General features: G+C 66.0%; 14 protein-coding genes. 5 read left to right on the top strand and 9 right to left on the bottom strand.

What is annotated here, in order from left to right:
- Positions 1-369: 369 nt before the first annotated feature.
- Positions 370-948: an OmpO family porin gene (locus LG367_RS01905; RefSeq protein ID WP_226467519.1), complete on the top strand. Its 579-nt coding sequence runs from the start codon at positions 370-372 to the stop codon at positions 946-948.
- Between the two features lie 235 nt (positions 949-1,183).
- Here the strand turns inward: LG367_RS01905 and LG367_RS01900 are convergent, their stop codons facing one another.
- The 7 genes from LG367_RS01900 to LG367_RS01870 form a co-directional block, all read right to left on the bottom strand.
- Positions 1,184-2,218 carry an NAD(P)H-dependent glycerol-3-phosphate dehydrogenase gene (locus tag LG367_RS01900; RefSeq protein WP_226467518.1) on the bottom strand — a complete coding sequence of 345 codons (1,035 nt, stop codon included), beginning with the start codon at positions 2,216-2,218 and terminating at the stop codon, positions 1,184-1,186.
- 18 nt (positions 2,219-2,236) lie between these two features.
- Positions 2,237-2,737 carry a protein-export chaperone SecB gene (gene secB / locus LG367_RS01895; protein WP_226467517.1) on the bottom strand — a complete coding sequence of 167 codons (501 nt, stop codon included), beginning with the start codon at positions 2,735-2,737 and terminating at the stop codon, positions 2,237-2,239.
- A 122-nt stretch (positions 2,738-2,859) separates the two neighbouring features.
- Complete coding sequence (locus LG367_RS01890) at positions 2,860-3,297, bottom strand: rhodanese-like domain-containing protein (protein WP_226467516.1); 438 nt, start codon at positions 3,295-3,297, stop codon at positions 2,860-2,862.
- Positions 3,298-3,436: 139 nt separating this feature from the next.
- Positions 3,437-3,592 carry a hypothetical protein gene (locus tag LG367_RS01885; RefSeq protein ID WP_226467515.1) on the bottom strand — a complete coding sequence of 52 codons (156 nt, stop codon included), beginning with the start codon at positions 3,590-3,592 and terminating at the stop codon, positions 3,437-3,439.
- A 78-nt stretch (positions 3,593-3,670) separates the two neighbouring features.
- Positions 3,671-4,237: a hypothetical protein gene (locus tag LG367_RS01880; protein WP_226467514.1), complete on the bottom strand. Its 567-nt coding sequence runs from the start codon at positions 4,235-4,237 to the stop codon at positions 3,671-3,673.
- A 379-nt stretch (positions 4,238-4,616) separates the two neighbouring features.
- On the bottom strand, positions 4,617-4,955 hold the full coding sequence (locus LG367_RS01875) for a hypothetical protein (protein WP_226467513.1): 339 nt from the start codon (positions 4,953-4,955) through the stop codon (positions 4,617-4,619).
- 136 nt (positions 4,956-5,091) lie between these two features.
- The gene (locus tag LG367_RS01870; protein ID WP_226467512.1) at positions 5,092-5,553 is read right to left on the bottom strand and encodes a YiiD C-terminal domain-containing protein; all 462 of its coding nucleotides are present in this window, start codon (positions 5,551-5,553) and stop codon (positions 5,092-5,094) included.
- A 115-nt stretch (positions 5,554-5,668) separates the two neighbouring features.
- Here LG367_RS01870 and LG367_RS01865 point away from each other — a divergent pair, with 115 nt between their 5' ends.
- The 3 genes from LG367_RS01865 (at position 5,669) to LG367_RS01855 (ending at position 8,876) form a co-directional block, all read left to right on the top strand.
- Positions 5,669-6,508, top strand: a complete 840-nt coding sequence (locus LG367_RS01865; protein ID WP_226467511.1) for a uroporphyrinogen-III synthase — start codon at positions 5,669-5,671, stop codon at positions 6,506-6,508.
- A 48-nt stretch (positions 6,509-6,556) separates the two neighbouring features.
- Entirely contained in the window at positions 6,557-7,537 is a 981-nt protein-coding gene (locus LG367_RS01860; RefSeq protein WP_226467510.1) for a hypothetical protein, read from the top strand.
- Positions 7,538-7,625: 88 nt separating this feature from the next.
- Complete coding sequence (locus LG367_RS01855) at positions 7,626-8,876, top strand: heme biosynthesis protein HemY (RefSeq protein WP_226467509.1); 1,251 nt, start codon at positions 7,626-7,628, stop codon at positions 8,874-8,876.
- A gap of 165 nt (positions 8,877-9,041) precedes the next feature.
- Here the strand turns inward: LG367_RS01855 and LG367_RS01850 are convergent, their stop codons facing one another.
- Together LG367_RS01850 and LG367_RS01845 are read right to left on the bottom strand one after the other, a co-directional pair.
- Complete coding sequence (locus LG367_RS01850) at positions 9,042-9,488, bottom strand: NIPSNAP family protein (RefSeq protein WP_226467508.1); 447 nt, start codon at positions 9,486-9,488, stop codon at positions 9,042-9,044.
- Positions 9,489-9,582: 94 nt separating this feature from the next.
- The gene (locus LG367_RS01845; protein WP_226467507.1) at positions 9,583-11,160 is read right to left on the bottom strand and encodes a CocE/NonD family hydrolase; all 1,578 of its coding nucleotides are present in this window, start codon (positions 11,158-11,160) and stop codon (positions 9,583-9,585) included.
- 255 nt (positions 11,161-11,415) lie between these two features.
- On the opposite strand from LG367_RS01845, the gene LG367_RS01840 reads away from it, so the two are divergent.
- The gene (locus LG367_RS01840; RefSeq protein WP_226467506.1) at positions 11,416-11,841 is read left to right on the top strand and encodes an XVIPCD domain-containing protein; all 426 of its coding nucleotides are present in this window, start codon (positions 11,416-11,418) and stop codon (positions 11,839-11,841) included.
- The last annotated feature ends 2 nt before the right edge of the window (positions 11,842-11,843 follow it).

Below are 11,843 nucleotides of genomic sequence, written 5' to 3'. Positions count from 1 at the left end.
ACTGCCTCCCCATCCACTGATGTGACGAAGTCGTCTATTAAAATATGACTTGCGTCACATTATCGAGCAGTGAACAAGCCGGTGCCGACGCGCGGATCTCATCCGCGTCCCCTTGAAAACAGGCTTTTTAGGCTGCTTGTGTGACGCCCCGAGCGTCGCGGGCGGCACAAGACACCGCTCGCATTGAAAAGTTCCTGTACTTTTCAGTTCATTATTCAGTCCGCGTTGCCTCGCCGAGAGGAAAATGCGCGTCACCGGTCCAGGCGTCGCCGTGATTCCCCTCAACGGTTCTCTCCCTCCCCTAGGACGCCTGGGCCGGCTCTTTTAAAAAAACCAAGAACAAGAACCACCCTCTAGAGAGACTCCCCCATGAAACGCTATCTGCTTGCCCTCGCGCTGGCGGCGGCCACGCCGTTTGCTGCTTCCGCCGCTGAAGGCCTGTCCTACAACTACGTCCAGGGCGGCTACGCCGCGACCAACACCGACGGCGCCGATGCCGACGGTTGGGGCATCGACGGCTCGGTCGCCGTGCATCCGAACTTCCACCTGTTCGGCGCCTACAGCAACCAGGAAATCGACAACACCAGCACCGACTTCGACCAGTGGCGCGTCGGCGTCGGCTACAACCGCGAGATCTCGCCGAAGGTCGACCTGCTCTCGCGCGTGGCCTACGAGAAGTTCGACGCCGGCCACGGCTTCGATTTCGACGGCTACAGCGCCGAAGTCGGCGTGCGCGCCTCGTTGCTGCCGAACCTGGAAGGCTACGCGCTGGCCGGTTACGAGCACTATGACGACAAGGCCAAGTACGTGCTGGAAGACAACCACGACTTCTACGGCCGCCTCGGCGCGCAGGTGAAGTTCAACCAGACCTGGGGCATTTCCGCCGACGCCAAGCTGATCAAGGGCGGCGATGTGCAGTGGTTCGTCGGTCCGCGCGTCAGCTGGTAAGCCAACGCGACACCGTTACCGCGCCGCGTTCTCTCTCTCCCTCTAAACGCGTCGCGACCAAGCCCGGCCAGCAATGGCCGGGCTTTTTATTTGTTTGCTTTTGCTCGTCATTCCTGCGAAAGCAGGAATCCAGTGTCTTTCGTCCGTCGTAGCAAAACCAAAGGCAAAGGCGCTGGATTCCTGCTTTCGCAGGAATGACGATGGAAAGAATCCGTGTCTAGCTAGCAACTCGCCGTCAGTGGAACAGGTCGGTGGGATATTCCGCCTTCTGCTCGCGCGCGAGCAGACGCGCGAGGCCTTCGGCCGGCGTGATGTCGCCGTGCAGCACGTCACGCACGTTGCTGGCGATCGGCAGTTCGACGCCGTGACGATCAGCCAGGCGCATCACTTCGTCGGCGGTCTGCACGGACTCGACGACTTGCCCGATCTCGCGCACGGCATCGTCGAGCGTCTGGCCGCGACCGAGCGCGAGGCCGAGGCGGCGATTGCGCGAGAGATCGCCGGTACAGGTGAGCACGAGATCGCCGAGACCGGCGAGGCCCATCAGCGTTTCCGCGCGTCCGCCGATGGCGAGATTGAGCCGCAGCATTTCGTTGAGGCCGCGCGTGATCAGGCCGGCGCGCGCGTTGAGCCCGAGATTCATGCCGTCGGCGACGCCGGTGGCGACCGCCAGCACGTTCTTCATCGCGCCGCCGAGTTCGGCGCCGCGCATGTCGTCGCCCGTGTAGGCGCGGAAGGCGGGGCCGTGCAGCACGTCGGCGACCTGCTGGCCGAATTCCTCGTCGTTGCTGTGCACGGTGAGCGCGGTCGGCAGGCCGAGCGCGACTTCCTTGGCGAACGAAGGTCCGGTGACCACGGCCAGCGGCACGCCGGGGCCAAGCACCTCGCCGGCGACTTCATGCAGGAAACGCCCCGAACCGGGTTCGAAGCCCTTGGTGGCCCAGGCCACGCCAGCACCCGCGGGACGATGCGGCGCCAGCGCGCGCAGGGTTTCGGCGAACGCATGGGACGGCACCACGACCAGCACCAGATCGACATCGCGCAGCGCGGCGGCCAGATCGGTGGTGGCGCGCAGCGACGCCGGCAATGCGATGCCGGGCAGGTAGCGCGAGTTCTCGTGGCGTTCGTCGATGGCGGCGATCGCCGCCTCGCCACGGCCCCACAGGACCGTGCGATGTTGATGGCGCGCGATCAACGCCGCCAGCGCGGTGCCCCACGAGCCCGCGCCGAGCACCGCGACCGACAAAGTGTCCTGTCCCGCTGACGTCATGACCGCCCTCGCGGCAGATCAAGCGTTGCCGGCGGTCTCGCTGTTGGCCAGATCGCCCTGCTGGGCGCGCTGGCGCAGGCCTTCGGCGTACAGCGCATCGAAGTTGATCGGCTGCAGCAGGAACGGCGGGAAGCCACCGGCCTGGATCAGATCACCGATGGTCTGGCGCACGTAGGGATACAGCACGTTCGGGCAATGCGTGCCGAGCATGGCATCGAGCACGTTTTCGTCGAACCCGGCGAGGCCGAACACACCGGCCTGCTGCACTTCGGCCAGATACGCGGTCTTCTCGTTGACGGTGCAGGTCAGGGTGACGCCGAGCACCACTTCGAAGGCGGTGTCGTTCAAGCGCTGCACGCGCTGGTTGAGGTTCATCTGAAGCTGCGGCTGGCCCTGTTCATTGAACACGGCGGGCGCGTTGGGCGCTTCGAAAGAGACATCCTTGATGTAGATCTTCTCGACGCTGAACTGCGGGCCATTGGCGACCGGGGCGGCGCCGTTCTGGGCTTGGTCGGACATTTCGAGTGCACTCCGGCTGGGAACTGTAAGTAAAGAAGCGGGAAAAGAGGGTGATTATCGCACGCAATCGGTGACCGATCTGCGGCAGACGCAGCGTCTTCGCGTGCTCTGACTGCGGCGGCTTACTTTCTGCCCTTGGCCAGCGGCAGATCGGCCTGCAGCCAGCCGCCGATGCCGCCGTCGAGCACGTAGACGCGCTCGAAACCGGCCTTCTTCAGCCGCTTGGCGGCTTCGCCGGAGGTCTGACCGGTCTTGCAGACCAGCACCACCGGCAGCGTCTTCGCCGCCGCCAGCTGCTTGTTCTCCGGGTCGAATTGGCTCATCTGCACGTTCTTCGCACCGGGGATGTGGCCCTTTTCGAAGTCGGCGATCGGTTGCAGATCGACCACGAGCGCGTTGTCGCGGTTGATCAGCGCGGTGAGTTCGGCCGCGCGCACGGTCTTGTAGCCGCGGAACAGCTGCGCGATCTCGTTGGCGATGATCGCGACGGTCAGACCGGCCAGGGCGGTCGAGAGGAGGGGATTGCGGCCGGCGAAGGCCAGCAGTTCGTCGAGGGTCACGGAATGGCAAGGATGCGACGGGGCGGGGATTGTCGCACGACTCCGCGGCGCGCCTTCAGGGCTTTCATCGCATCGGGGGGCGGCCGACCGGCGATACGCACGGCCGTGCGCCATGGTGTCGTGCTGTTTGCCCGCTTTATCAGGGGCTGCGGCCCTCAGTGGCCGACCAGCGCTGGGGGCTCGGGCTCGCGGTCAGCTCGGCCGCGGCGAATTTCTTCTTGAACCCGGGATCGTCCGGCTCCCGCATGTTGGTGGCCACGTCGCCGCTGCCTGGCGGCGCGGCGACACTGTTCATCGAAACATGGGCGGCACCTTGCCGCGCTCCACGTGCTCGACACGCGGCTGTGAGAAGCGCGCAAGGTGAAGCGATCGATCATCCGCCGACAAAGTCGAGAACTCTGTTGGTCGTCAATTTTCCAAAAGCTTCGAGGGTCTGTATGCCGTTGCATGGCGTGGCAGGCTGGCGCGGAAAACCGATGTTGAAGGAAAAGGGATTCCCACCGCCGTTTTGCCCCGCCTCCAGCTCCCCAACCGCGATACCTTCCAGGCAGGTGATGTAGGGAACGCGAAAGAACAAAGCAATGCCGCTGATGACAAGATACGATTTAAAGCTCTCGGGCCGGAATGGGGTGACAGGTGGGGCAATGTCCCAAGGCAGATTGCTCGCCTTGATGTCGGGACAGCTCCAAGGGCCGGAGAATTCAGCCGCGACAACTGCGGCAACCCCTCCTTTCAACGACACCTCCATGCGGATGTTGCAAGGGATCGTTCCGCTTCGTGTCCCGTATGCCACAGGACCGGAGATGACGATGCCCTCATACGTATCTGTCCACTGACCATCATCGCCCTGAACCCGCCAATGCATGGCAGACGCGGGAGACGCGAGAAGTGCGCCGGCAGCGAATAAAGCGGCAGGCACGACACTTTTGAACGTGATCATTTACACCCCGGCAGGATTGTTGAGCGGGATCCAAGGGAAGTTCAGACCTACGGCCAAGCACCGCATTCCGTTAGATGATCCGCAAGAGTTTCAGAAGGACTGGTGAATTTGTATCCAGCTGGATACATCACTGTTTGTGCATGTGGCGCGAAGGCATTCCTTGCGCGCATTCCGCACTCGCCTGCTGTTCCCGCCGAGGTTTTCGGTATCTCGCCTGAGAGCGATTGGCAGCTGGAATCCGCCAGGCACCGCGATTCAGCACGCCGCCAAATTTGTGCGCCTCTGATCATTGGAGGCCATCTGCTCACGAAGCACGGTCGGCTTCGGATCGCCCGCCCCTCGAGCCGTGCCGACGACACGGCTCGAAATCTTCAGCCGATCACTCGCCTTGCCAGAAATCCGGCAAGCCCACCGTGAGCCACCACGTCTTGGTGGCTTCGTCGTAACGCCAGCGCTCGGTGTAGCGCGTGCTGCGCTCGGACATGTCGTGTTTGTTGATCACGCCGATGAATATCTCGCGCAGCACGGTGCCGTTGGGCCCGTTCTTGGTGGCGATGTCGCGATAGGCGGACACCTGGATCTGCTTGTAGCGCTCCAGTTGCAGGTCCGTGATCGGATGTTCCTTGCGGTACTCCGGGTCGACCATGGTCCAGGCGCCTTCGAAATCGCCCCAGCGGATCGCCGCCGAATAGGCGTACACCGACTCGTCGAACTTCATGTTCCTCTTGGAGGTGGCACAGGCGCCGACCAGACATGTCAGCAGAAGCACCAATCCAGCCAGCCCCATCGATTTCAAAGCCCGCATCACGATCGCCTCCCCGATGAATGGCCACATCGTAGCAGTGCCGCGACGTTCACGATTTGAGGATCGCCACGTAACGGGAACGACAGGTGGTGGCGATGCGCCCGTCCGGCAGCGGCACGTGGGCGACCAGGGTGGTGCGGGCACGGCCGCGGCTGCGCAGCATATGGATGAAATCGTCCCAGGATGCGTCCTCGGCCAGTTGCGAGACCGCCTCGATGTCGGCGTACAGGGGCGCGAGATAGCGGACCTCGCTGTCGGCGACGTACACATCCGCCTCCAGGCCCGCCGCCTGCACGTGCATCGTCACCAGGCCCCACGAGGCCAGCGTCAGCAGCGAGATCAGGCTGCCACCGAAGGCATTGCCCTTGTCGTTGAGATGCTGCGCCAGCGGCGCGTGCAGGCGCAGGCGTTCGCCGTCATAGCCGGCGATGCTGAGGTGCATCGTCGCCACCGGGGGCATCGATTGGTAATGGTGGTTGAGCGCTCGCAGGGCTTGATCTGTCGACGGCATGGGGGGCCTTGAGTCGTGGGGATTGCACAAACGGCCATCGTCCGCGCCTGCCGCGCCCGGACCGATGCCGAAACCCGGCATTCTGCCGCAAGCCGGCTTGCGGACGTTGCGACGAATGTCCAAGCTGGCCCGCATCATGTCGCGCAGTTCCCACATTCGCGCCGCCACGCACCCGGTTTCGGAGATGTCGATCCACTCGCCGTTGTCCGGATGCGCCGTGATCTCGCTGCGTCCGGTCGGCGACCACGAAGCGCTGCGGCGCGCCGCGGCGGCGCATGGCGCGCGGACGATCGCGCTCTCGCCGTGGAAGCTCGTCGTTCGCGACGACGACGCCACGCGCGTGCGCCTGCACGAGGCGCTGGCCGTACCACATGTCATCGTCACCAGTCCCGCCGCCGCGCGCGCGGCACGGGCGTTGCTGCCGCTGCGCGAACGGCGCGGGCAGCGCTGGTACGCCGTCGGCGACGGCACCGCGATGGCGCTGCGGCATGCCGGCATCGCCCGTGTCCGGAAGCCCGAGCGCATGGACAGCGAAGGCCTGCTCGCGATGCCGGAACTGCACGATCTTCGCGGCGTCGGCGTCGCCGTGCTGACCGCCCCCGGCGGACGCGACCGCATGGCGCCCACCTTGCAACGACGCGGCGCGCGCCTGCATCGCGTCGATGTCTACGAACGCGTGCCGGTACCGCCATCGCAGCGCGGCATCGCCGCGTTGCGCGCGCTCGACACGCCGGCCTGGCTGATGCTGAGCAGCGGCGAGGCCTTGCAGACATTGCTCGCGGCACTCCCACCCGACGCTACGGCCATCCTGCGCCGCGCGCGGGTGAGCGCCGCCAGCGCGCGGCTGGCCGAACTCGCGCGCGGCCTGGGCTGGACAGACATCACGATCGCCGACAACGCGCGTCCGCGCAGCCTGCTCGCCGCCGCCAGGGCCGCGCAAGCACAGCGTCGCTGACGCCGATCCGCTAGGATTTGTCCGTCCCCCGACGCCCAGCTTCCGACTTTGAGCACGCCCACACCCACTCCCGCCACCACAAAACGACGTGGTGGCGCCGCACCGCTCCTCTGGCTGCTCGTGCTGGTGGCGTTCGGCGCGGCCGGCTGGTTCGGCTGGCGCTGGTGGCAGCAGGACCGGGCGCATGCGCGCAACACCGAACTGCAATCCATACAGCGCTTGGCCGCGCTGGAGGCACGCACCACCGCGCTGCGCGACGACCAGCGCGCGCAGGGACGGCGCCTGCAACAGGGCGATGCCACCAACCGCGTGCTGCGCGACGAACTGCTCGGCCTCGGCCAGCGCGCCGCGCTGATCGAGGACAGCGTGTCCAAGCTCGCCGATCCCGAGCACAACGGCACGCAGGCACTGCGCCTGGACGAACTGGAGATCGTGCTCGGCCTGGCCCAGCAGCGCCTGCGCCTGGCCGGCGATCTCGGCGGCGCGCGTCACGCCTACGCGCTGGCGGCGACGCTGCTGGAGGGCATTCATGACCCGGCTTATCTCAGCCTGCGCCAGACGCTCACGCAGGAGCGCAGTGCGATCGACGCGCTGCCCGACGATCCGCGCGCGGTGGCGGCCGGACGGCTGGATGCCTTCGCGGCCTCGCTGCCGGCCCTGCCGACGAGCACGCCAGCGGCCGTGGACCCGCAGGCGCCGTGGTGGCGCCGCGCGTTCTCGCGCTTGATCGAAGTGCGCCCGGCCAACAGCAGCGTCGCGGTCGAACCGGGCGATCGCGCCGCTGCGCTCGCCGCGCTGCAGCTGGAAATCACATTGGCGCAGGCCGCGGTCGAACGCCGCGATCGTGACGGTTATCGCCGCGCGCTCACGCGCGCCGACGGCTGGGTGACGCGCCTGTGGCCGGAATCGCCCGCGCTGCGCGAACGCCGTGCCGAACTGCGCGCATTGCGCGAACTGAAACTCGACATCACGTTGCCGACGCTCGGCACGACACTGACGCAGCTGCGCGCGATGCGCGCTTCTAAATGAATGCCCGCCCGCGCGCGTCGGGCGACGTTCAGCGACCCCAAGCCACCGTTCGGTCGGGATTGATGCAAGCGATCAAGGGAGCCCAACGATGAACCTGTTCCGCAACCTCCTGTTCTGGATCGTGCTGGCCCTGGTCGGCGCGCTGATCGCGCAATTGCTGCTGCAGGACCCGGGCTACGTGCTGGTGCGCTATCGCGGCATGGAATATTCGATGACCGCGGTGTCGGCGGTGCTGGTGCTGGTCGCGGTCCTGTTCGTACTGTGGCTGGCCTGGACGCTGATCTCCTTGCCGTTCCGCGCCTGGCGCGGCCGCCGCGACCGGCAGACGCGCGCGCGCCTGGGCGGTGGTCTCGATGCGCTGCGCCTCGGCCATTACACGCGCGCCGAAAAACTGCTGGCGCAAGCCGCGCAGGACGATGCGACCGCCGGCGCCGCACGCGGCCTCGCCGCCGAAGCCGCCTTCGCGCGCGGCGATACCGTGGCGGCGAAAGCGCATCTGGATACGCTCGCGGATCGGCACGCCGCCGTGCGCGCGATCGGCAATGCCGAACTCGCGCTGGCCGAACACCGCCCCACCGATGCCCTGGTCGCGCTCGATGCGCCCGCGGCGCAGCCGTTGCCGCCGCGCGGTCTGGCATTGCGCGCGCAGGCGCTGGCCGCATCCGGACAAGCCGCGCAGGCCTATGGTCTGCTCGGCCCGCTGCGTCAGCAGCAGGCGCTGTCCGAAACGCAATTGTCGGAATTCGAAACCCGCTGGGCCGAAGCCGCGTTGCGCGAGGCCGGCGATGCCAACGTGCTCGCCGATCGCTGGGAGCAATTGCCGAAGGCGCTGAAGGCGGATGCCGGCGTGGTCATCGCCTACGCCGAACGCGCCGCCGCCCTGCGTTGGGAAGATGCGGCCGCTAAATCCGTCGAGCAGGCGCTGGAATCGCGCTGGGACGAACGCCTGGCCGCCAGCTACGGCACCTTGCCGATCCAACGCCTGGAACAGCGCCGCGGCAATGCCGAACGCTGGCTGCAGGCACATCCTTCCAGCCCCGCCCTGCTCCTCACTCTCGCCCGCCTCGCGCGTGCGCAAGGGCAATGGAAACAGGCCGAGGATTATCTGCATCGCGCGCTGGCGCAGGGTGCCGGCAGCGAGGCCTGGGAAGAATTCGGCCACGGCTATACCAGCGCCGGCGACGAGGCGCGTGCACGACAGAGCTACGCGAACGCTTTGCGCGCCGCGCGCGGCGAAGCCGTGCAGGAGCTGGGTGGCCGCGATCTGCGGCAGAAGATCTACGACCAGGCCGGGATCGAGGAACGCGATCAGCACGGTGTGCCGCGCCTGCGTGAGTAAGAACGCGTGGCGCCGGGAAATCGCTATTCGCTTTTGCTAGTCATTCCCGCGAAGGCGGGAATCCAAGGACGTACGGTTCGGACTTCGCAATCTTGACGAAAGTCCATGGATTCCCGCCTTCGCGGGAATGACGGCCTTCTCACGCACGCTTGAACTAAAAACAGATCAATCGATCAACCGTGTGCGCGGTGAATACTCCGTCGGCACCAGCGTGCGGCTCTCGATCTCGCCGACCATCGCGCCGTACTTGCGCGAGGCCTTCTTGATGTCGCTCCACTCCTGATCCGCCATGAACTTCGCCCAGCGATCATCCATGGTCTGCTTATCGGGCCATTCGAGCAGATAGACGAACTCGGTGCGATCCTCGTTCTTCGATTCCCAGGTGGCGACGATCTTGAAGTCGTAGCGCGCCATGATGCGCATCGCGTGGTCGCGGAAGCGCTCGTGGAACTGCTGCTTGTTGCCGTCGAAGATCTCGTAGATGCGCAGCTGATGGATCACGTCAGCGGCCGGCTTGTCTGCAGCGACGGCCTGGCCCGCGGCTAGGCAGAACAGCACCACGATCCCAAGCAGGATCGCCCGCCAGCGGCTTGTCGACATCGCTTCGCGCATGACCATTCCTCCATCGAAGACGGAGGGACTCTGCCACGGCATCGAAACGGCGGCGCCTGCCGGAAGTTGGCAGGCGCCGCTTTTCACACCCGGATCAGCGCAGCGGCACCGTCAGCGTCGACGGGCTCGATGCGGGCGAACTGAACTCGACGTTCCCGCCCAGTTGGCTGGCGCTGGTGTAGCGCGGATCGATGGTATCGACGACCAGCACCAGTTTGCGACCGGCCGGGATTTCCCAGCTGGTGGCTTCCAGCTCGATGTCGAGCGTCTGCGCCACGCCCGGCACGGCGTTGCGCAGGCTGTAGGGCTTGTGGGTGAGCAGTTCGCCGGTGCCGAATACATCCACGCTGTAGAGATAGGCGAACAACGAAGTGTTCGCCTTGCTCGGCGTCACCGTGATGTGCAGCTTCGGCGCACCGGTAACGCGCTTGCGCGTCGCATATGCCGGCCCGGACCAGACCGCGGCATCGAAGCGCGAGATCAGCGGCACCGAGACTGGCTGCGCTACCGTGAGCCCTTGCAGGAAGCCGCTGGCGAAGACGATGCCGGAGGTGGCCAGCGTCGGCACGCCGGTGTTGATGCGATGCTGCCAACCGCTGCTGGTGCCGGCGCTCAGGCTGCCGGTCGGTAGCAGGCCGCTAGGCTTGCCCAGACCGAACGTCGTCGCACCGGCCTGCACCGCCGCCCAATCCGCGTAGCCGTTCCATTGCCCGTCCTGCGTCTTCAGGCGTACCGGCGATTCGCTGTCGACGCCGTTGTCCAGGCCCTTCAGATGACGATCGAACCAGCGGCTGGCCGCGTCATAGGCTTCGTTCGGCAGACCGAGCACACCCGGAATTTCCACCGTGCCGTGATCGCCGTGCGCGAACAGCAACTGCTTGGGACCGCTGAGGTGATTGAAGAAGTTGATGTACTGCAGCGGCGGGAAAAGACTGTCGCCGTAGGCATTGGCCAGCAGCACCGCGGTCTTGTTGGCGTTGAGGCTGGCGACATCGGTGATGGCGCTGCGCACCGGCGCATGCGGCAGCAAGCCCGCGACCGCACCGTCGAAGTCGCCGAGCGCAATGTGTGCGGTGGCATCCGCCAGCAACGGCCCCGGCCGGCCGGTGAAGGTGCTGGCCAGTACCAGCAACGCTGCGCCCTGCTGACTCACCGTCTGATTCGCGTACAGCGACCCCGCCAGATCGGCCCAACCGCTCAGCGCCGCCACCGCCTTGATGCGCGGATCACGCTCGGCGGCGAGCAGGCTGATCCCCGCGCCGTAGGAAATGCCGGACGCACCGATCGCCGTCGGATCGGATGGCGTGTTCGCCAGCGCCCAATCGATCACCGCGCTCACGTCCTCGATCGTTTCCGGACCGGCGATGTCGATCAGACCACCCGCCTCCCAGAATCCGCGCGAGGTGTAACTCACCACCACATAGCCCTGGCTGGCGAGGATGGCGCCGCGTCCCACGTATTCCAGATTGGGCGCGCCCCAACTGGTCGGCATCACGATCAGCGGAAACGGCCCCGGCCCCTGATCCTTGGGCGTCAACACCACACCCGTGGTCGAAACACCACCGTACACCGGGATCACGCGATAGCTGGCATTGAACCCTCCCGCCATGGCGGGCGCGGCGCCCAGCAGCAACACCGCCCACAACAACAACGACACGACGAATCGACGCATGAGTTGCCCCCTCCCGAAGGCGTCCAAATACGCTTCTATACGAACCCGTATGGTTCGCGCGGCGATTTAGCGCCTCGTCCTGTCGTGGAGCAATGAAATTTACGTAATGTCTTCGTGACACACTGTCGCTGTTGCACCGCAGCAGTCATCCGGAAGCCTTGCGCACAGCCGATCCGGGACGCCGGCGCTTGGAACGCAATGAAGATGGGCGATACGATTCGGGCGACTCGTGTTCCACCGATGAGACCCGATGCCATGGAATCCTCGCATCCCGACTATCCGCTGTATTCCCAGATTCGCGCCGGCGTGCAGCGCCTGGATGCCCAGCACGGCCGCGCGTCCGACGAGGCCAGCGACCGCCTCGCCGCCAGCCTGCTGCCGCTGGCGAAGGAGAACGGGCTGACCCGCATCGATCACGTGATGCTGAGCGACGGCAGGAATCGCGACGTCGCCCCCGGCCAGAACGTCTTCCTCGTGCAGGGACGGCCGGACGATCCGTCCATGCTGCGCGCCCACATGCCGACGCAGGTCGCCACGCAGACGCCGGTGGCCGAATCGATGCAGCGCCTGGAGTCGGTCAATCAGTCACTCGAGCTGCAAACGCGGCAGCAACAGTCGATCGATGCGCAACAGCAACAGGATCGGCTGCAGCAGGAATCGCCAAGGCACGGGCTCTTTTGATC

The organism is Luteimonas panaciterrae, from assembly GCF_020511115.1.
Classification (GTDB): domain Bacteria; phylum Pseudomonadota; class Gammaproteobacteria; order Xanthomonadales; family Xanthomonadaceae; genus Luteimonas; species Luteimonas panaciterrae.
Note: the sequence above shows the minus strand (reverse complement) of the source record. Positions and strands in the feature narration are given on the sequence as shown.